This window comes from Pseudomonas sp. FR229a, from assembly GCF_030209115.1.
GTDB classification, from domain to species: Bacteria; Pseudomonadota; Gammaproteobacteria; order Pseudomonadales; family Pseudomonadaceae; genus Aquipseudomonas; species Aquipseudomonas moraviensis_A.
Genome location: NZ_JARVSP010000031.1, coordinates 18,665 through 37,920 on the forward strand (window position 1 = coordinate 18,665; position 19,256 = coordinate 37,920).

The 19,256-nt window shown below is 59.8% G+C and carries 17 protein-coding genes; 2 read left to right on the forward strand and 15 right to left on the reverse strand.

The annotated features are described in order from the left end of the window. Positions 1–16: 16 nt before the first annotated feature. The 15 genes from QRN33_RS23460 to QRN33_RS23530 form a co-directional block, all read right to left on the reverse strand. The gene (locus QRN33_RS23460; protein ID WP_285410401.1) at positions 17–346 is read right to left on the reverse strand and encodes a PA3694 family proteiin; all 330 of its coding nucleotides are present in this window, start codon (positions 344–346) and stop codon (positions 17–19) included. Next, the gene (locus QRN33_RS23465; RefSeq protein WP_285410403.1) at positions 343–1,248 is read right to left on the reverse strand and encodes an alpha/beta hydrolase; all 906 of its coding nucleotides are present in this window, start codon (positions 1,246–1,248) and stop codon (positions 343–345) included. The genes QRN33_RS23460 and QRN33_RS23465 overlap by 4 nt, the downstream gene beginning before the upstream one ends. Positions 1,249–1,400: 152 nt before the next feature. After that, complete coding sequence (locus QRN33_RS23470; RefSeq protein WP_166554750.1) at positions 1,401–2,651, reverse strand: flavohemoglobin expression-modulating QEGLA motif protein; 1,251 nt, start codon at positions 2,649–2,651, stop codon at positions 1,401–1,403. Between the two features lie 184 nt (positions 2,652–2,835). After that, positions 2,836–3,549 carry a TetR/AcrR family transcriptional regulator gene (locus QRN33_RS23475; protein WP_039762412.1) on the reverse strand — a complete coding sequence of 238 codons (714 nt, stop codon included), beginning with the start codon at positions 3,547–3,549 and terminating at the stop codon, positions 2,836–2,838. 105 nt (positions 3,550–3,654) lie between these two features. Beyond that, the gene (lysS, locus tag QRN33_RS23480; protein ID WP_042606948.1) at positions 3,655–5,157 is read right to left on the reverse strand and encodes a lysine--tRNA ligase; all 1,503 of its coding nucleotides are present in this window, start codon (positions 5,155–5,157) and stop codon (positions 3,655–3,657) included. A gap of 114 nt (positions 5,158–5,271) precedes the next feature. Beyond that, positions 5,272–6,367 (reverse strand): peptide chain release factor 2 gene (gene prfB / locus QRN33_RS23485; RefSeq protein WP_116658289.1). Its coding sequence is split into 2 segments (ribosomal slippage): positions 5,272–6,294 and positions 6,296–6,367, totalling 1,095 coding nucleotides; the frame shifts between segments, so codons are not numbered across the junction. Positions 6,368–6,677: 310 nt separating this feature from the next. Beyond that, positions 6,678–7,679 carry a response regulator gene (locus tag QRN33_RS23490; protein ID WP_285410407.1) on the reverse strand — a complete coding sequence of 334 codons (1,002 nt, stop codon included), beginning with the start codon at positions 7,677–7,679 and terminating at the stop codon, positions 6,678–6,680. A 48-nt stretch (positions 7,680–7,727) separates the two neighbouring features. After that, positions 7,728–8,738: a chemotaxis response regulator protein-glutamate methylesterase gene (locus QRN33_RS23495; RefSeq protein ID WP_281922882.1), complete on the reverse strand. Its 1,011-nt coding sequence runs from the start codon at positions 8,736–8,738 to the stop codon at positions 7,728–7,730. Then, positions 8,735–11,005 (reverse strand): hybrid sensor histidine kinase/response regulator, encoded by a 2,271-nt coding sequence (locus QRN33_RS23500; RefSeq protein ID WP_285410410.1) that lies wholly within the window; start codon positions 11,003–11,005, stop codon positions 8,735–8,737. The genes QRN33_RS23495 and QRN33_RS23500 overlap by 4 nt, the downstream gene beginning before the upstream one ends. Beyond that, positions 11,002–11,685: a chemotaxis protein CheW gene (locus tag QRN33_RS23505; protein ID WP_042606943.1), complete on the reverse strand. Its 684-nt coding sequence runs from the start codon at positions 11,683–11,685 to the stop codon at positions 11,002–11,004. The genes QRN33_RS23500 and QRN33_RS23505 overlap by 4 nt, the downstream gene beginning before the upstream one ends. Beyond that, positions 11,685–12,953 (reverse strand): CheR family methyltransferase, encoded by a 1,269-nt coding sequence (locus QRN33_RS23510; protein ID WP_285410412.1) that lies wholly within the window; start codon positions 12,951–12,953, stop codon positions 11,685–11,687. Before QRN33_RS23510 ends, QRN33_RS23505 begins: the two co-directional genes overlap by 1 nt. Then, positions 12,950–13,486: a chemotaxis protein CheW gene (locus QRN33_RS23515; RefSeq protein WP_285410414.1), complete on the reverse strand. Its 537-nt coding sequence runs from the start codon at positions 13,484–13,486 to the stop codon at positions 12,950–12,952. Before QRN33_RS23515 ends, QRN33_RS23510 begins: the two co-directional genes overlap by 4 nt. Then, positions 13,486–15,108 carry a methyl-accepting chemotaxis protein gene (locus QRN33_RS23520; protein WP_064364285.1) on the reverse strand — a complete coding sequence of 541 codons (1,623 nt, stop codon included), beginning with the start codon at positions 15,106–15,108 and terminating at the stop codon, positions 13,486–13,488. Before QRN33_RS23520 ends, QRN33_RS23515 begins: the two co-directional genes overlap by 1 nt. Positions 15,109–15,185: 77 nt before the next feature. Next, positions 15,186–16,274: an acyltransferase family protein gene (locus tag QRN33_RS23525; protein WP_253277636.1), complete on the reverse strand. Its 1,089-nt coding sequence runs from the start codon at positions 16,272–16,274 to the stop codon at positions 15,186–15,188. Between the two features lie 5 nt (positions 16,275–16,279). After that, positions 16,280–17,392 carry an acyltransferase family protein gene (locus QRN33_RS23530; protein ID WP_285410418.1) on the reverse strand — a complete coding sequence of 371 codons (1,113 nt, stop codon included), beginning with the start codon at positions 17,390–17,392 and terminating at the stop codon, positions 16,280–16,282. A gap of 913 nt (positions 17,393–18,305) precedes the next feature. Between QRN33_RS23530 and QRN33_RS23535 the strand changes: the two genes are divergently transcribed. Together QRN33_RS23535 and QRN33_RS23540 are read left to right on the forward strand one after the other, a co-directional pair. Beyond that, positions 18,306–18,821, forward strand: coding sequence for an Hcp family type VI secretion system effector (locus QRN33_RS23535; RefSeq protein WP_007949952.1), 516 nt, complete (start codon positions 18,306–18,308; stop codon positions 18,819–18,821). Positions 18,822–18,954: 133 nt separating this feature from the next. Further along, positions 18,955–19,256, forward strand: a 302-nt coding sequence (locus QRN33_RS23540; protein WP_285410421.1) for a contractile injection system protein, VgrG/Pvc8 family, incomplete at its 3' end; no start/stop codon positions are given.

Here is a 19,256-nt window from a genome sequence, read left to right on the forward strand (position 1 = left end):
TATTGTTGAAAACTCTCTAGGGCTCGAGTTTCTGCGGAGTTTCTTCACCCATGCAACGCACGGCTTTCTTCTGCGCGTTGACCAGCACCCCGGTCAGGCCTTTCTGTTCGGTATCGAACAACACCAACACGCCATCAATACACTGCGCCACTTGCGGCGCTGGGGTCAGCGAGACTTTGTAGTCCTCGCCCGGTACGGTCTTGAGCATGGTGAATTCGTTCAGCAGCAACGCGTCCTCAGGCTTGGCGAAATGCAGATAGCCGTAGTACCACAGCGCTCCGACGGTGCCGAGGATGCTGCAGATACCGGTGATGATCAGCGGGATGGCGTTGCGTTCTTCAGTCATTGCGGGGTCTCATCTTCATTGTTCGGAGGCGGCGGATAGTTGGGGATTTCGCCAAGGCGGCGCAGGCCGTCGAAGTGTTGGGGATCGTCGAGATAGCGCAGCATGACCTGGCGCCACACCGGGTCGCCGAAGGTTTGCACATGACCGCCACGGGTCAGCTGCAACACGCGCGGCGGCGGCGCTGCCTGATACAGGCGAATGCCGTTGGCCATCGGCACCAGCGGATCGTCGATGCTGTGGAAGATCAGCTTGGGCACGCCAGTCAGCTGCGCCATCGAGTTGATTGCGCTGTCGCCATCGGGTACCAGCCACGACAGCGGCACCTGCAACGGCCAGGTCAGCCACGAGGTGCTTAGGGCGAACTGGCCGACACTGCGATAACTGGCGGGCACGCCATCCAGCACCAAGGCCTTGAGCTGTTTTTGCCGTTCCGGGTGCTGCGCCAGCCAATGCACCGACATGGCGCCGCCCAGGCTTTGTCCGAGCAACACCAGCGGTCTGCCTTTGACCTCGGGCGCGTTGTCGAGCCAGGCGAACGCCGCGTCGATGTCCTGATAGATCGCCGGCAGGCTCGGCTTGCCCTCGGACAATCCATAACCGCGATAGTCGACCAGCAGCACCTGATAGCCATTTTTCGGCAACCACCAGCTCCCGCCCAGATGCATTGGCAGATTACCGCCGTTGCCGTGCAGATGCAGGACCGTGCCTTTGACCTCGACGCCGGGTTTGGCCGGCAGCCACCAGGCATTGAGTTTCAGGCCGTCGGCGGTGGTCAGGGTGACAGTGCGGTATTCGAGTCTGGCTTTGTCCGGGGTAAAGATCTGGCCAGGTTCGGGGTAGAACAGCAGCGAACTGCAGCCACCGAGGGTCAAGAGCAGGCAAAGGATGCCGAGGATTCTCATCCGGTGAAACCTCGCAGAGAAGAGAGCTGAACATAAAACAAACCTGTGGGAGCGAGCCTGCTCGCGAAAGCGGTTTATCAGCCAACATCAATGTTGAAGGTGAGATCGCATTCGCGAGCAGGCTCGCTCCCCCAATGGGTTCGGTGCTGGGTCTAGAGGATATTGGAGTAATCCGCTTCGATCCGGTCCAGGCTCAAATGGTTGAGGAAGTTGGAGAAACACATCCACGCCGACAACGCGTTCAAGTCCCGGAACTGGTCCGGCAGGTACTTCGGCGGCACCACCAGCCCCTCATCCACCAGTTGCCGCAAGGTACGCATGTCTTCCAGGGTGGTCTTGCCACAGAACAACAGCGGAATCTGCTCAAGCTTGCCTTTGCGCACGGCCAACTGAATGTAGTTGTAAACCATGATGAAGCCCTTGAGGTAGGACAAGTCTTTGGTGAATGGCAGACCGGTCGGCGTCGAGCCGCGGAAAACCCGGCTGGCGTTGCCGTAGCTTTCGGCCATTTCGAAACCCTGCTCGCGGAAGAATTCGTAGATCTGCAAGAAGTCCGCGCCCTCTTCGACCATGTGAATCGCACGGGTGCGGTTGGTCAGTTTGCGCAGGCGACTCGGGTAGGAGGCGAAGGTGATGATTTCCATCAGGATCGCCAGGCCTTCCTGAGTTACCGTCGACGAGGGCGGGCCTTTCGACAGGAACGTGCAGATCGGCTGGTTCAAACCGTTGAGCGTGGTGCCGACGTGCACGAGGCCTTCGTGGACTTCCAGTGCGCGCACATCGCGGTCGTTGAACAGCGCGTCGGTGCGGATCTTGATGTAGTCGGCGCCCGCTGCGGCGTCGGCGACGATGCCGTCGGACTCGAATACGCGAATGGTTTCCTCGGCCTCGCCGAATACCTTGTTGAGTCGGGTTTGCAGCAGGTGCACGGCGTCTTTGGCGGTAAGGATTTTCGGCTCGTCCTTGAGGTCGCCGCGCCCGTCGATGTTGTTCAGGTAGTCGGACATCATCAGGCCAAGATCGGCCAGGGTCGGGTCACCGGCGTGGAAGGCATCGGACGCCGCGCCGTACAGCTCTTGCGAGATCAGGCCGAAATCCTCGGTGCCGCGCGCTTCGAGCATGCGCACGACCATGCGGTATTCCTTGCACATGCGCCGCATGATCTGCCCGACCGGGTTGAACTGGCCGAGCTGACGGGTAATGTCACGCTCGATGTTCTGGAATTCCAGTTTGACCTGGCTCGAATCGAATGACAGCGGACGGTTGAGGTAGTAGTCGCGATCCACCGCCGGCATTTCCTTGCCTTTGGCCTTGAGGAAGCCCTTGCGCACGTTGTCGTCCCACTTGACCGCATCGAGCACGCGGATCGGCGTCTGCGCCAGCACAATGCGATCGGACAACATGCGTATCGTCTGCTGGTAATCGTCCACCCGAAACTCCTGTAGAAAACGTGACGTGCTGAAACTCAGACTTTAAGCCTTTGTGGGAGCGAGCCTGCTCGCGAATGCACTGTGTCAGACAACGGAGATGTTGAATATCAGAGCGCTTTCGCGAGCAGGCTCGCTCCCACAGGTGTAGCGTCAAGCGCTAGACCGATGCCAGCACCAGGTGCATATACCGCGTCAGAATCCCGAGCATGTCCTCTTCGGCCAGGGGCTCGGCGTCATTGAGCAGGCCCTGATATTCCATCCGCCCGATAATCGCCGTCAACACCTTGGCATCCTGCTGCGGTTCGCGCGAGCCCAATACCTGGAACAACTGGCAAGTACCCTGCAGCAGAATCTGCTGATGCGAACGCACCAGAATGGCCAGACGCGGGTTGAGCAGCGCTTCCTGACGGAATGCCTGTTCAGCCATCAAATGCTCGCGGCGGTTGATCAATTGCCGGTGCACGTAATCGGCCATCAGCCGCGCAATGTCATCGGCCAGTTGCGAGCGCGATTCGGGGCTGCCGTCGGCGCTGACCACCATTTCACGCAACAGACCTTCGTTGTTGACCCACAATTTGGCCATGTATGCCGCGCTGCGTTCGACGTATTGGGCGAAGGTATCGGTGAGCAGGTCATCGATATCCTTGAAGTAATACGTGGTCGCCGACAGCGGCACACCCGCCTCCGCCGCGACCGCACGATGGCGCACGGCACGCACGCCGTCGCGCACGACAATGCGCATTGCTGCGTCGAGAATGTCCTGGCGACGCTGCTCACTGCCCTGTCGGCTGGCCTTGCGGCCCTGGTACTGAACACTTTCAGCGACCGCAGTGGCGATACCCGCTGCACCTTCTTGAGCTATTGCACCCATCACGACAGCACTTCCTCTGCTATTTGCAAATTAACCAATTGATACATTTGTACCAGACAGGCAATAAAAAGCCGCCTGTTTTAGGCGGCTTTTCAACTGAAACGTTTACGCTTGCGGTCGCATGTGCGGGAACAGGATCACATCGCGGATCGACGGCGAGTTGGTCAGCAACATCACCAGACGATCGATGCCGATACCTTCACCGGCGGTTGGCGGCATGCCGTACTCCAGCGCACGGACGAAGTCGGCGTCGTAGTGCATGGCTTCGTCGTCGCCCGCGTCCTTGTCGGCCACCTGCGCCATGAAGCGCTCGGCCTGGTCTTCCGCGTCGTTCAACTCGGAGTAGGCGTTGGCGATTTCACGACCACCGATGAACAGCTCGAAACGGTCGGTGACGTTCGGGTTGTCATCGTTGCGACGGGCCAGCGGCGACACTTCGAACGGGTACTGAGTGATGAAGTGCGGCTGCTCCAGCTTGTGCTCGACCAGTTCTTCGAAAATCATCACCTGAAGTTTGCCCAGACCTTCGAAGCCCAGCACCTTGGCGCCAGCCTTCTTGGCGATGGCGCGAGCCTTGTCGATGTCGTTCAGATCATCGGCGGTCAGCTCAGGGTTGTACTTGAGGATCGAGTCGAACACCGACAGACGCACGAAAGGTTCGCCGAAGTGGAACACCTTGTCGCCGTACGGCACGTCGGTGCTGCCCAGAACCAGCTGCGCCAGCTCGCGGAACAGTTCTTCGGTGAGATCCATGTTGTCTTCGTAATCGGCGTACGCCTGATAGAACTCCAACATGGTGAATTCAGGGTTGTGACGAGTCGAAACACCTTCGTTACGGAAGTTGCGGTTGATCTCGAACACTTTTTCGAAACCGCCAACCACCAGACGCTTCAGATACAGCTCTGGGGCGATACGCAGGAACATTGGCAGGTCGAGCGCATTGTGGTGGGTTTCGAACGGCTTGGCCGCGGCGCCGCCGGGAATGGTCTGCAGCATCGGCGTTTCGACTTCGAGGAAGTCGCGCTTCATCAGGAAGCTGCGGATGTGTGCGATCACTTGCGAACGGACGCGGAAGGTCTGGCGCACGTCTTCGTTGACGATCAGGTCGACATAGCGCTGACGGTAGCGTTGTTCGGTGTCGGTCAGGCCGTGGTGCTTGTCCGGCAGCGGGCGCAGCGACTTGGTCAGGAGGCGCACGCTGGTCATTTCAACGTACAGGTCACCCTTGCCGGAACGCGCCAGAGTGCCTTCGGCAGCAATGATGTCGCCCATGTCCCAGGTTTTCACCGCGGCCAGGGTTTCTTCAGGCAAAGTCTTGCGGTTGACGTAGACCTGGATGCGCCCGGTCATGTCCTGGATCACCATGAACGAGCCACGGTTGAGCATGATGCGACCGGCTACCTTGACCGGGATTGCAGCCTCTGCCAGCTCTTCCTTGGTCTTGTCCGCGTACTGTTTCTGCAAGGCATCGCAGTAGTTTTCGCGGCGGAAGTCGTTCGGGAAGGCATTGCCCTTGGCGCGCTCGGCAGCAAGCTTTTCCTTGCGCAGGGCGATCAGGGAGTTTTCTTCCTGTTGCAGGGCTTGCGGGTCGAGTTGTAGGTCGCTCATGTCTTTAAGTATTCCATCAGGTTCGTTGCCCCCGGGCCCTGCGGCCCGGGGATCGCCAGCAGGCTGGCTCCTACAGGGATCGAGTCGAGTCGCTCGATCCTGTTTTGGCGTCTGTTACAGGCCCGATTTCAGGCTGGCTTCCAGATACTCGTCGATATCGCCGTCGAGCACCTTGTCGCAATCGCTGCGTTCGATGTTGGTACGCAGATCCTTGATCCGCGAGGCATCGAGCACGTAAGAGCGGATCTGGTGACCCCAGCCGATGTCCGACTTGGTGTCTTCCAGCGCTTGCGAGGCGGCGTTGCGCTTCTGCATTTCCTGCTCGTACAACTTGGCCCGCAGCATTTTCATCGCGGTGTCCTTGTTGGCGTGCTGGGAACGCTCGTTCTGGCAGCTGACCACGGTGTTGGTCGGTACGTGGGTGATACGTACGGCCGAGTCGGTGGTGTTTACGTGCTGACCACCGGCACCGGAGGAACGATAGGTGTCGATCCGCAGGTCTGCCGGGTTGATTTCGATTTCCACCTTGTCATCAATCTCTGGCGAGACGAAAACGGCGGAGAACGAAGTGTGGCGACGGTTGCCGGAGTCGAACGGGCTCTTGCGCACCAGACGGTGCACGCCGATCTCGGTACGCAGCCAGCCAAAGGCATATTCGCCCTTGATGTGCACGGTCGCGCCCTTGATCCCGGCGACTTCACCGGCGGAAAGTTCCATGATGGTGGCGTCGAAACCGCGTTTGTCAGCCCAGCGCAGGTACATGCGCAGGAGGATGTTGGCCCAGTCCTGCGCTTCGGTACCGCCGGACCCGGCCTGGATGTCCAGGTAGGCGTTGTTCGGATCCATTTCATGGCTGAACATGCGGCGGAATTCCAGCTTGGCCAGATTTTCCTCGAGACGGGCCAGCTCGGCGACGACATCGCCCACTGCGCCTTCGTCGTTTTCTTCGACGGCCATCTCCAGCAGGTCGCGGCAATCAGCCAGACCGCCGTTCAGTTCGTCGAGGGTGTCGACGATCTGCGCCAGCGCGGCACGCTCGCGGCCCAGCTCCTGGGCGTATTCAGGTTTGTTCCAGACACTCGGATCTTCAAGCTCGCGATTGACTTCGGTCAGACGCTCATGCTTTTGATCGTAGTCAAAGATACCCCCGAATAGTTTCGGAGCGCTCGGACAGGTCCTTGATGGTGTTCAGGATCGGGTTGATTTCCATGACGGGCAGCACTCGTTGGCGAACTTTTGAAAGCCGGCGAGTATAACGTAAACAGGCTGTCGCGGCAGCCCGTCTGGCGGGTGTGGGGATCATTAAAGCCTTTGCCCTCACCCTAACCCTCTCCCTGAGGTAGAGGGGACCGATTGGGGGATATTTGAGAGGTACGCCGACGTGAAAGGGCTTTGCCGAATCCGGAATCGCCAAGCCTGAAGATCCATAATCGACTCGGTCGATCAGGTCGATGTACAGCGCCAGACACCTCGGTCCGCCCCCTCTCCCTCCGGGAGAGGGCTGGGGTGAGGGAAAGCCGTTATTCGATCCCGACCTGGTTACGACCGTTGTTTTTAGCCAGATAAAGGCCACGATCCGCCGCCGAGATCAGCAACCGACAATCGCTACCCGCCTGCGGCACCATCGTCGCCAGACCAATACTGATGGTCAGGCTCGCCCCTTCCGCCGGGGTGTTATGCGGGATCTTCAGCGCCGCCACGGTCTGGCGCAGCTTCTCGGCCAACAGCCGCGCGCCGCCCGGCGAGGTGTTCGGCAGGACCAGCACAAACTCCTCGCCGCCATAACGCGCCGGCAGATCCGACGGTCGCGCGCTTGCCTCGCGGATCGCCGTCGCGACCTTGCGCAACGCTTCGTCGCCTTCTACGTGGCCAAAACTGTCGTTGTACGACTTGAAGTAATCGACGTCGATCATCAGCAATGACAGCTGCGTCTGATCGCGCAGCGAACGGCGCCACTCCAGTTCCAGGTACTCGTCGAAGTGACGGCGGTTGGACAGCCCGGTCAGGCCGTCGGAGTTCATCAGCCTTTGCAGCACCAGATTGGTGTCGAGCAATTGCTGCTGGCTGACCCGCAACGCACGGTAGGCCGCATCGCGTTGCAGCAGCGTCATGTACGAGCGCGAGTGATAGCGGATGCGCGCGACCAGTTCGATGGTGTCCGGCAGTTTCACCAGATAGTCGTTGGCGCCAGCAGAGAACGCCGCGCTCTTGATCAGCGGATCTTCCTTGGTCGAAAGGACGATGATCGGAATGTCCTTGGTCGCCGGGTGATTGCGGTATTCGCGCACCAGGCTCAGGCCATCGAGGCCGGGCATCACCAGGTCCTGGAGGATCACCGTCGGTTTGATCCGCACCGCCTGGGCAATGGCCTGCTGCGGGTCGGAGCAGAAGTGGAAGTCGATGTTTTCCTGATCCGACAGCCCACGGCGCACCGCTTCGCCGATCATCGCCTGATCATCCACCAACAACACCATGGCGGCGTTCTCGTCGGTTTTAATGTCGTCGATCTGTAAATCATTCATGAGCGGTCACCTGAGTACTGCGGGGGCCTGGATTGCCGATCAACCTGTTCATTTGGGGAAAATCTCCAGCAATCGTGGCGCTATCTTTTCCAGCGGGCGAATTTCCACCGCGGCATCGATCGCCGCGGCAGCCTTGGGCATGCCGTACACCGCACTGCTGTGCTGATCCTGAGCGATGGTCAAATAACCCTGCTGGCGCATGAGCTTAAGCCCTTGCGCACCATCGCGCCCCATCCCGGTCAATAAAACCCCGACCGCGTCACCGTTCCAGTAACTGGCCACGCTCTCGAAAAACACGTCGATCGAGGGGCGATAGATCTCGTTGACGGGTTCGGCGGTGTAGGCCAGCGTGCCGTTTTTCAACAAGCGGATATGGTGATTGGTCCCGGCCAGCAACACCGCGCCACTTTGCGGCGGCTCGCCTTCACGGGCCAGACGCACATCGAGGCCGCTGGCGCTGGCCAGCCATTCGGCCATGCCGGCGGCAAACACCTGATCGACATGCTGCACCAGTACGATCGCCGCGGAAAAATCCTTCGGCAGGCCTTTGAGCAAAACCTCCAGCGCCGCCGGCCCACCCGCAGAAGAACCGATCGCCACCAGCCGCTGGCGTGACGGCGAACTGCGCGGCGAACTCGGCGCCGGGCGCGAACGTGGCGCCTTGTCGCCGATCAGCCAGCCGATGTTGAGGATCTTGCGCAGCAACGGTGCCGCCGCTTCCTGGGCATTGCCGGCGCCGATCGCCGGAGTGTCGACCACGTCCAGCGCGCCGTGGCCCATGGCCTCGAACACGCGGTGCACGTTCTGCTGGCGGTCGACGGTGACGATGACAATCGCGCACGGGGTCTCGGCCATGATCCGCCGCGTGGCTTCGACGCCGTCCATGATCGGCATGATCAGGTCCATCAGAATCAGGTCCGGGGTGTATTCGGCGCAGCGTTGCACCGCCTCGGCGCCGTTGCTGGCGACCCAGATCACCTGATGCGCCGGCTCGAAGGCCAGTGCTCGGCGCAAGGCCTCCACCGCCAGGGGCATGTCGTTGACGATTGCGATCCTCATGCCCGCGCTCCTCCAATGAGCTCGACCACTGCATCGAGCAGGGCGTCGTCATGAAAACTGGCTTTGGCTAGATAATAGTCGGCGCCGGCGTCCAGTCCACGGCGACGGTCTTCTTCGCGATCCTTGTACGACACGACCATCACCGGCAGCGATTGCAGACGGTTGTCGCGGCGCAACAGGGTGACCAGCTCGATGCCGTCCATGCGCGGCATGTCGATATCGGTGATCAGCAGATCGAAGTTCTCCGAACGCAGCGCGTTCCAGCCGTCCATGCCGTCCACCGCCACCGCGACGTCGTAGCCGCGATTGAGCAGCAGTTTGCGTTGCAGCTCGCGCACGGTCAGCGAATCATCGACCACCAGCACCCGTTTGCGCGCCGCCTCGGCAGCCTGGTTGCCGTGGCGAGCGATGCGTTCCAGGCGCCCGGTATTGAGCAGTTTGTCCACCGACCGCAGCATGTCTTCCACATCGACGATCAGCACCACCGAACCATCATCGAGCAAGGCCCCGGCGGAGATGTCCTGAACCTTGCCCAGGCGCTCATCCAGCGGCAGCACCACCAGCGTGCGCTCACCGACGAAACGCTCGACCGCCACGCCGTAGATTGCCTCGCGCTCGCGGATCACCACGACTTTGAGGGTAGCGCCGGCGTTCTGGTTGGCCGGGCGATTGAGCAACTGACTCGCCGCCACCAGGCCGACATGGCGGCCCTCGTGCCAGAAGTGCTGACGGCCTTCGACCTGCACGATGTCTTCGGGGGCTAGGTCGCACATGCGTTCGATGTGCGCCAGCGGGAACGCATAGGCCTCTTCGCCGACCTCGACCACAAGGCTGCGCACCACCGACAGCGTCAGCGGCACCTCCAGGTGGAAACGGCTGCCCTCGCCCGCCGTCTGTTCCAGCACCACGGCCCCGCGCAATTGGCGAACCATGTGCTGAACAGCGTCCAGACCGACGCCACGGCCGGACACTTCGGTGACCTTGTCGCGCAGGCTGAAACCGGGCAGAAACAGGAAGGTCAGCAGTTCTTCTTCGCTCAATTGCGCTGCAGTTTCGGCTGGGGATAACTGCCGTTCGATGATGCTGCGGCGGACTTTCTCCAGATCGACACCATTGCCGTCATCGCTCAATTCCAGCACCAGCAAACCGGCCTGATGGGAGGCGCGCAGGCGGATCAGGCCTTCTTCGGGCTTGCCCTTGAGCAGGCGTTGTTCCGGGGTTTCGATGCCGTGATCGACGGCGTTGCGCAGCAGATGCGTGAGCGGCGCTTCGAGCTTTTCCAGCACGTCGCGATCGACCTGGGTTTTCTCGCCTTCGATCTCCAGGCGCACTTGTTTGCCGAGGCTGCGACCGAGGTCGCGAACCATGCGCGCCTGCCCGCTCAGCACGTCGGCGAAGGGGCGCATGCGGCAGGCCAGCGCGGTGTCGTAGAGCACTTGTGCACGCTGGCTGGCTTGCCAGGCGAACTCGTCGAGTTCGGCGTTTTTCTCGCTGAGCAGTTGCTGCGACTCGGCGAGCAGGCGTCGCGCATCTTCCAGCGATTCGAGCGCTTCCAGACTCAGCGCGTGCTCCTTCAGGTGAACGTTGAGATTTTCCAGCGCGCGCAGGCCGTTGTTCTGCATGCGCTTGAGGCGCTGCATGGTCGCCAGATGCGGTTTCAGCCGCTGGGTTTCCACCAGCGATTTGCTCGACAAATCGAGCAGGCTGTTCAGGCGCTCGGCGGTGACGCGCAAAACGCGCTCGCCGCCTTCGGTGGTGCGTTTGTTTTTGCGCGGTGTCGGCTCGGCGGGCTCGTCAATAATCGGCGCCGACACCATTGGCGCTGGCTCGATCTGCAAATCGGCCATCGGCGGCGAAGCAACGACAGCGGCTGCTGCCGACGGATCGAGCAAACGCCCCATCAACACCACGTAGGCTTCAATGTCAGTCGATTGCGGCGCGTTGGCCGGCGTGGCGATGCGCATCAGCAGGTCGGTGCCCTGCAACAACGCGTCGATGTGCTCGGGACGTAGTAACAAACGGCCTTCCTGCGCGCTGACCAGGCAATCCTCCATGACGTGGGCGACGCTGACGCCGCTGTCGATGCCCACAATGCGCGCCGCGCCTTTGAGCGAGTGCGCCGCGCGCATGCACGACTCCAGTTGATCGGCCTGGGTCGGATTGCGCTCCAGCGCCAGCAGTCCGGCGCTGAGCACCTGGGTCTGGGCCTCGGCTTCGAGGCTGAACAGTTCGAGCAGAGAGGCGTCGCGCATTTGCTCGGGGGTCATGTCAGGCTCCGGGTCACGGCAGACAACAGCTGTTCTTCATCCAGCCAGCGCAGGCTGCGACCGCGATATTGCAGAACGCCACGGGTGTACCTGGCACTGGTCTGCGCACCGGACTGCGACGCGGCATCAAGGATGCGTTCGTCGATGGCATGGATGCCGTCGACCTCATCCACCGGCACCACCACTGGCCCGCCGTGTGCGGCGATGATCAGCATGCGCGGCATGACTCGTCCGCCGCCGACCGGCGCAACGCTGCCGTCAAGGTCGAGCAATTCCACCAGCGACAGGCACGCGACCAGTGCGCCACGCACGTTGGCCACGCCGAGCAGGGCGCGCGAGCGCTGGTGCGGCAGCGAATGAATCGCCTGCAGCGGCGCGACTTCAACGAGGCTGCGCGTCGCCAGTCCGAGCCATTCCTCGCCGAGGCGGAACATCAGCAAAGAGCGGGTCTTGACGTCGGTTTCGACTTTGCTGACCACCGCGTCGCGCTGGTCCTGCTGCAACGAATAGCGGTCGAGCAGGCGCGTGGCGGCGGCGGAATACACCGAGCAGTTGCGGCAATGGATGTGCTCTTCCAGCAACGGGCAGGACTTGTCGCCATGAATGCCGATGCGGTTCCAGCAATCGTCGATGGCGCGGGCGTCTTCGTGGGTAACGTTCAAGGTGTCGGACGCGCTCATCATTTACGCTCACTGTCGGCGGTGCGCCCGCTGCGGGCGGCGCGCTCCTGCAATCGTCGGGCACCCACCGAGTCGCCCTGGGCCTGGAGCAACGCGGCCAGGTGCATCAGCGCTTCGGGGTGCTGCGGTTCGAGATACAAGGCCTTGCGATAGTAACCCTGGGCTTCGAGGCTCAGCCCGGCGACATCGCTGAGCAGGCCGAGCCAGTAGAACACCTGCGCCACCGGTTCATGACTGCGCAGATACTGTTCGCACGCGACACGGGCCTCGGCGCTTTTGCCTTCGTTGGCCAGTGCGGCAATCTGCGCCAGCAATGTCGCGGCGTCCGGGTCGGCGGTTTTTTTCGTCACTGGCAAAGCGGTCACGGCGGCAAACGGACGGCTGCGCACTGGTGGCGGCGGGGTGCTGCGCAGTGGTTGGCTGACCGGCACGGCGAGCGGTTTGGGCGTCGGCAGCGGTTCGGGGTGCGGCTCGCTATGACGGCTGAAGGCAAAGGACTGCGCGATACCGATCGAGCGCATGCCCAAGCGCCCGAGCAGACTGCCCTCCGCCGGGCCGATAAACAGCACGCCGTCGACATGGGTCAGGCGCTTGAGCACTTCGAACACCTGCTTCTGGGTCGGTTGGTCGAAGTAGATCAGCAAGTTGCGGCAGAACACGAAATCGAAGGCAGGCTCGTTCGCCAATAGCGTCGGATCGAGCACATTGCCGACCTGCCAGCGCACTTGTTCACGAACGTATTCGTTGACCCGGTGGCCGTCCTGCTCGGCCAAAAAATGTCGTTCGCGGTATTCCAGATCCTGACCGCGAAACGAATTCTTGCCATACAACGCACGCCGGGCCTTTTCCACCGAGAGCGGACTGATGTCCATGCCATCGACCTTGAATTGATGCGGCTGCAATCCGGCATCAAGCAAGGCCATCGCAATCGAATAGGGTTCTTCGCCCGTGGAGCACGGCAGGCTGAGGATGCGCAACGCGCGCATGTTGTTGAGTTCTTTAAGCCGAGCTCGCGCCAGTTTGCCTAACGTGGCGAAGGATTCCGGGTAGCGGAAAAACCACGTCTCCGGGACGATCACCGCTTCGATCAGCGCCTGCTGTTCATCCCGCGAGCCTTGCAACAATTGCCAATATCCGTCGGCGTGGGCGGCCTGGGAAAGTGTGGTGCGCTGGCGTACGGCACGTTCGATGATCGCCGCGCCCACCGAGGCGACATCGAGGCCGATGCGTTCCTTGAGGAAATCAAAAAAGCGCTGATCACCATTCATGGCTGCGCCTCAAGCTGCGCCGGATCGCGCGGCGGATCGGGGAACAGCAAACTGCGCACGGCGTCATCGAGCAAGTCATTGACCCGCACCCATTGCAGCAATCCCAGCGCATCTTCGCGCACCGGGCCGAGGTACGGCGCCTCACGGTTGTCGAGGCCGTAGGGCTGAAAATCTTGCGGATGACAGCGCAGTGTGTCGGTGGCCTGTTCGAGAATCAGCCCAAGCCATTGCGCGGGCTGCGAGTGATCCGGCTGATAATTGACCAGCACCAGCCGCGTGCTGGTGCGCGCCTCGGCGGGCTGGCCAAAAGTCAGCGCGCTGAGATCGATCACCGGCACCACCGCGCCGCGATAGGCGACCACCCCGGCCACCCAATGCGGCGCGCGGGCAATCGGTTTCAACGGCAGGCGCGGCAGCACTTCGGCCACTTCGGTGGCGCGCAGGGCATAGCGTTCGCTGCCGATGCGAAACAGCAGGAACAGTGCCGGTTTCGCCACTGGCGCGGCGCCACGCTTGGCGATGATTTCGCTCATCAGACTTTGAATCGCGAAACGCCGCTGCGCAGGCCGACGGCCACCTGGCTCAGTTCGTCGATGGCGAAACTGGCCTGACGCAGCGATTCGACGGTCTGGCTGCTGGCATCGCCCAACTGCACCAGCGCGTGGTTGATTTGTTCGGCGCCGGTCGCCTGGGCCTGCATGCCCTCATTGACCATCAACACTCGCGGGGCCAGCGCCTGCACCTGATGGATGATCTGCGACAGCTGCTCGCCGACCTGCTGCACTTCGGACATGCCACGGCGCACTTCTTCGGAAAACTTGTCCATGCCCATCACCCCGGCCGACACCGCCGACTGGATCTCGCGGACCATTTGCTCGATGTCATAAGTGGCCACGGCGGTCTGATCCGCCAGACGCCGGACTTCGGTAGCGACCACGGCGAAACCGCGGCCGTACTCGCCAGCCTTCTCGGCTTCGATCGCCGCATTGAGCGACAGCAGGTTGGTCTGATCGGCCACTTTGACGATGGTCACCACCACCTGATTGATGTTGCCGGCCTTCTCGTTGAGGATCGCCAGTTTGGCGTTGACCAGATCGGCCGCGCCCATTACCGAGTGCATGGTGTCTTCCATGCGCGCCAGGCCTTGCTGGCCGGAACCGGCGAGCACCGAGGCCTGATCGGCAGCGGTGGACACTTCGGTCATGGTCCGCACCAGATCCCGCGAGGTCGCGGCGATCTCGCGGGATGTCGCGCCGATTTCGGTGGTGGTCGCTGCGGTTTCGGTGGCGGTCGCCTGTTGCTGCTTGGAGGTGGCGGCGATCTCGGTTACCGAGGTGGTCACCTGCACCGAAGAGCGCTGCGCCTGGGAGACCAGCGACGTCAGCTCGGTCATCATGTCGTTGAAGCCGGTTTCGACCGCGCCGAACTCGTCCTTGCGATCGAGGTTCAGGCGCGAGCTCAGGTCGCCGGTGCGCATGATGTCGAGGATGGTCACGATCCTGTTCATCGGCGCCATGATTGCGCGCATCAACAGCAGCCCACAGAGGCCGGCGGCCAGCACCGCGACCAGCAGGGAAATGACCATGCTGACTTTGGCCGTCGCCACCGCGTCGTCGATGTTGGCCATGGCGGTATCAGCGACGACTTTGTTTTCGCCAATGATGTCGTTGAGTTTCATGCGCCCGGTGTACCAGGCCGGAGTCAGTTTTTCGTTGAATAACTTGACCGCATCCGCTTCAAGATTACGACTGCGCAGGTCCAGTACAGCGTTTTGAATCTCGATGTAGGTATCGTGATATTTCTCGAACAGGGCGAACTCGGAACGGTCTTCGTCGGTAGCCATGGTTTTACGATAGTTGGCCATCTGCTCTTGCAGACGCGCCTCGAATGCCTTGTAGTCCGCCGCATCTTCGCTGGAAATGCCCTGGCCTTCCTTGAGGCCGAGCAGCTCCTGGGTCTGCAAATAACTGTCTACCCACGCGCCGCGAATCATCGAGCTGTAGTAGACGCCGGGGATGGCATCGTCGCGCACGCTGTTTTCACTGGCCTCGATTTTCAGCAACCGCGAGTAGGACAGCACCACCATCAACAGCATGATGGCGATAATCACCGCAAAGCTCGCCAAGATGCGTTGGCGCAACGTCCAGTTCTTCACAGTGAATCCTCGTGCCTGATCGAAATGCGGGGAGTATAGCCGAGGGCGGTGTTTCATTTATAAGACGCTCTCGATCCTCAGGCCTGCGCTCTTTTGCTGGCGCCGCGCTGCAATTTCGAATTGATCGCCTTGGCCAAGCCAATACCTGGTTTTTCCAGCAATGCATAAACGACACTGGCCATTACCAGCGTCGCCAGCAAGTAGCTCAGAAAAACCACAACATCGAATTGTGCCTGCAGGTCTGTCGCATACGCCGCCCACTCCAGAAAGAACGGGTGTATCAGATACATCGAATAACTGATCGTGCCCAGAAACGTCAGGCTGTTGATGCTTTTGCGCAGGAACAACGTCACCACAAGGGCAATGGCCATACCGATCAGATAACTGGTCATATAAACCAGCGGATTTTCCTTGTAGCCCTGATCGGCGCTGTAAGCCAGCAGGCAGATAATCGGAAGCAAACACGCGAATAATGCCAACCAGACAGCGACGTATCGGTGAGCTTGCCCATGCGCCAGGCCCAGGCTGACATCCCGCCACAGGCTGCCGAAAAACATGATTGAGAGGCACAACGGCAGCGCCACGGGGATCTTTTTGGCCAGATAGAACCTGGTGATCGCAAAGATCAGCGCCACTGCCAGCAACCCGATTGCCGCGCTGAGTCGCACCCAGGCTTTACCCAGGAGGCCGACGCTGAATAACGCCGCGCAAGCCACGTAGAAAAACATCTCGATGATCAGAGTCCAATACACGCCGAACAGATCCGGTGTTTGCACAGCGGCCTGCAGCATCGTCATGTTGATCAATACTGTGGAGAGCGGTACGGGCGTCGACAAAAACCAGTCCGAACTCGCAACCGCCAGAGCTATGGAGAACCAATACGCCGGATAGAGTCTGAAAAACCGGGAAACGGCGAAAACCGCCAGCGCATGCCGGCCCTGTTTCAAACTATAAGGAATGACCATCCCGCTGATCACGAAGAAGATCACCACCCCTACCTGCCCCAAGTTCACATGAGCAAAGAAGAAAGAGTCCCTGAGCGGGGTTCGTTCGATGAAGTGTGCTACCACCACGAACATTGCAGCGATGCCTCTCAAGGCATCCAGATGCGTCAGTCGATCTACCGGACTTCCTGCCCCGTCAGTAGCAAAGGGTAAGATTTTCAAGGATCTCAGACTCCCGCTTCGATCGATGATGCCTTCGCTGCGCCGGCCGCTTTGCTGTTCGTCAATCGCGCATCGAGAATTGCATTGATATGCTGGCCCAATCGGATCGAGCGCTTCTCTATCAAGAAATAACAAAGTGATGAGAAGACAAGCGTGCTCAGACAATAAATAACAAAAACAGGAGCATTGAAACCGTTCTGCAGATGCACCTTCGAGTCAGCCAACTCCAGGAAGAACGGATGGATCAGATAGACTGAATAGCTGATCGTCCCTAGAAAAGCGAGCACCCGGCTTTCCAGCTTCAACACCGTGGTAGCCAACACAAAGAACACCAGCGCAGCAAAATAACTACCGGTAAAGTTCCAGGCACTTTCTTGCAGCCCTTGATCGATATCGTAAGCCAGCAGTGCGATGATCGGAAATGTGGTAACAAACATAGCGATCCAGATCATGCTGTATTTCTTTCCCGACGGATTTCGATCGATTTGATAGTTGCGCCATATCCCTCCAAACAACATCAATGAAAGCGATGACAGGATTCCAACAGGGGCCGAGACAAAGTAATAATTTCGTGCCGCCGCTCCGGTCAGCGCAAGCAATAGTAGTGCTATTGCCAACCAGAACCTTGTTTTCAGGCACCCCAGCAATCCGAATAGACTCAGCGCAATACAAAGACCATAGAAAACCAGCTCGACAAATAAGGTCCAATACACACCAAACAAGTTGGCGTACCCTAACACTGCCTGAACCATGGTGACGTTTGCCAATACCCTGCTCTCTTCAAGCTCCCCCGAAATAAAAAAAACAATAGCAAAGCAGGCCAATATTACTGAGAGCCAATAGGCAGGGTACAACCTGAAAAACCTTGAAATCATGAACCGCCGGTTCTTTCCGGGATAATCCTTGAAACTGAACGGAATTACGAAACCGCTGACCATAAAAAAAACCACGACGCCGAACTGCCCCGGCCGAAAATAATCGAATACCACCCAGCTGAGTAGTGGCGTTCTTTCAATATAGTGAGAGCCCATGACTGTCAGCGCCGCCAGGGCCCTGAGCGAATCGAGGTAAGTCAAACGATGACTGCTGACCATTCTGCTTGAAATATCCTTTTTCAATGACCTGCTCCGTTGAACAAATGACTAGGAGTTATATGTTTATTAATTGCGTTGATCTCACTGCAGTAACAATCCGAAACGTGGCCCCACTTGAGTAAGCGATCGGGTTAATCCACTCGTAGTGATGTTCGGTCTCCAAACAATGGTTATCGGCCCCCGGGCCGTCAGCCTGGATCGAAAACTTCTCTGCTCTGCGCTCAAGTGTGCTTCCAGATGTTGCTTGCGCTCTGAAGAGGCGCTCACAACCATGGTTGGCGTCAACTCTTGTCGCGGGCCGTTGAGCAATGGGTTATCTGCGACACTTTGCACTGCAAACAACCTATGTCATTCGTCAGGCTCGGTCAGGTTCCGCGAAGAGCGGAGCATCCGCAGCGATACGTGCACTTAGAATGAATAATGGAAAAAGCATCGTTTGGGGGGCATTTCGCTGAAGCGAGTGCAAAAACAGGAATTTCCTACAGACATAGCCGTGCCGAAAATACTCGATTTCCTACATTCAGCTTTTACATAGTGATTCTGCGATCGCGCCATCGAAAGTTTCGAGGTGCGCTAACGCTTTCCGGCACACCAAAATTTCCTGCTCGCGAAGCAACCCCCTCGGTCCCGGAAAATCCCCAACTGCGCAAGAAGTTGCGCAGTTGGTCGTAATATTTCAGGGCCTAAATCCTCTGCAGCCCAGGCAGTGCAAGGCCTGCAGCCAAGTGCGCAAGAAGTTGCGCAGTACTGCGCAACTTCTTGCGCACTTTCTTCTGATTATTCCGCTGAAAATCGCCCCGAAAGATGACCGACCACCATGGCGAGCCCGCCACCCGGGCTCCTCTCCAAACCTGGCACGCTCCTTGATAACCCTCAGCCACCCACCGGGCGATTTCGCCTCCGGGCACCCTCAATTTATCCGCAAGGAGAGCACCCCATGGCAACACCAGCGTACATGTCGGTTACCGGCGAAAAACAAGGCCTGATCACTGCCGGCGCGTTCACCGCCGACTCCGTTGGCAACACCTACCAGGAAGGCCACGAAGACCAAGTCATGGTTCAGGCTTTCACCCACGACGTGATCATCCCGCGTGACCCGCAATCCGGTCAGCCAACCGGTCAGCGCGTGCACAAGCCAGTCGTGATCACCAAGGTCTACGACAAGGCTTCGCCTCTGCTGCAAGCCGCACTGACTTCCGGCGAGCGCATGAGCGAAATCGTTATCCAGTGGTACCGCACTTCGGCTCAAGGCACCCAAGAGCACTACTACACCACCAAACTGGAAGACGCGATCATCGTCGCCATCAACAACAAAATGCACAACTGCCAGGATCCGGGCAACGCGCACTTCACCCACCTGGAAGAAGTGCAGTTCACCTACCGCAAAATCACCTGGACCCACGAAGTATCCGGTACTTCGGGTTCCGATGACTGGCGTGCTCCAGTCGTTTAATTACGGCTGACCGTTACACGCATCGGCCAGCTCTGCTGGTCGATGTTGTTTACGCCCCTCCAGAATTTCGCGTACGTTGAGCCGCTTTTTGCGGCCGTCGACGAGCGCCGCTGTACAGCACGAGGAACAAGGGATGTTCGCGCCGGCCAATGAAACCCACTTTGCCCTGACCATCGAAGGGCTTTCCGCCGACTTTCAGGTGTTTACCCTCACCGGCCGGGAAGCCATCAGCCAGCCTTTTGTCTTTGAGGTGGAGCTGGTCAGTGAGCAGCCGTCGCTGGACCTCGAAACCCTGCTGCACAAACCGGCCTTTCTGCAGCTGTCACCCGACGGCAGCGGCATTCATGGCCAGATCTACCGCGCCGCGCAAGGCGACTCCGGCAAGCGCCTGACCCGTTATTCGGTGACCCTGCGCCCGCGACTGGCGTACCTCGC

Bases quoted from the DNA above. Each gene is read 5' to 3' on its own strand.
- QRN33_RS23470 (WP_166554750.1), bottom strand. From the start codon at position 2,651: ATGTTGTCCGATCGCATTGTGCTGGCGCAGACGCCGATCCGCGTGCTC.
- lysS (WP_042606948.1), bottom strand. From the start codon at position 5,157: ATGAGCGACCTACAACTCGACCCGCAAGCCCTGCAACAGGAAGAAAAC.
- QRN33_RS23465 (WP_285410403.1), bottom strand. From the start codon at position 1,248: ATGAGAATCCTCGGCATCCTTTGCCTGCTCTTGACCCTCGGTGGCTGC.
- QRN33_RS23500 (WP_285410410.1), bottom strand. From the start codon at position 11,005: ATGACCCCCGAGCAAATGCGCGACGCCTCTCTGCTCGAACTGTTCAGC.
- QRN33_RS23495 (WP_281922882.1), bottom strand. From the start codon at position 8,738: ATGAGGATCGCAATCGTCAACGACATGCCCCTGGCGGTGGAGGCCTTG.
- QRN33_RS23515 (WP_285410414.1), bottom strand. From the start codon at position 13,486: ATGAGCGAAATCATCGCCAAGCGTGGCGCCGCGCCAGTGGCGAAACCG.
- QRN33_RS23475 (WP_039762412.1), bottom strand. From the start codon at position 3,549: ATGGGTGCAATAGCTCAAGAAGGTGCAGCGGGTATCGCCACTGCGGTC.
- QRN33_RS23535 (WP_007949952.1), top strand. From the start codon at position 18,306: ATGGCAACACCAGCGTACATGTCGGTTACCGGCGAAAAACAAGGCCTG.
- QRN33_RS23460 (WP_285410401.1), bottom strand. From the start codon at position 346: ATGACTGAAGAACGCAACGCCATCCCGCTGATCATCACCGGTATCTGC.
- QRN33_RS23490 (WP_285410407.1), bottom strand. From the start codon at position 7,679: ATGAATGATTTACAGATCGACGACATTAAAACCGACGAGAACGCCGCC.
- QRN33_RS23510 (WP_285410412.1), bottom strand. From the start codon at position 12,953: ATGAATGGTGATCAGCGCTTTTTTGATTTCCTCAAGGAACGCATCGGC.
- QRN33_RS23505 (WP_042606943.1), bottom strand. From the start codon at position 11,685: ATGAGCGCGTCCGACACCTTGAACGTTACCCACGAAGACGCCCGCGCC.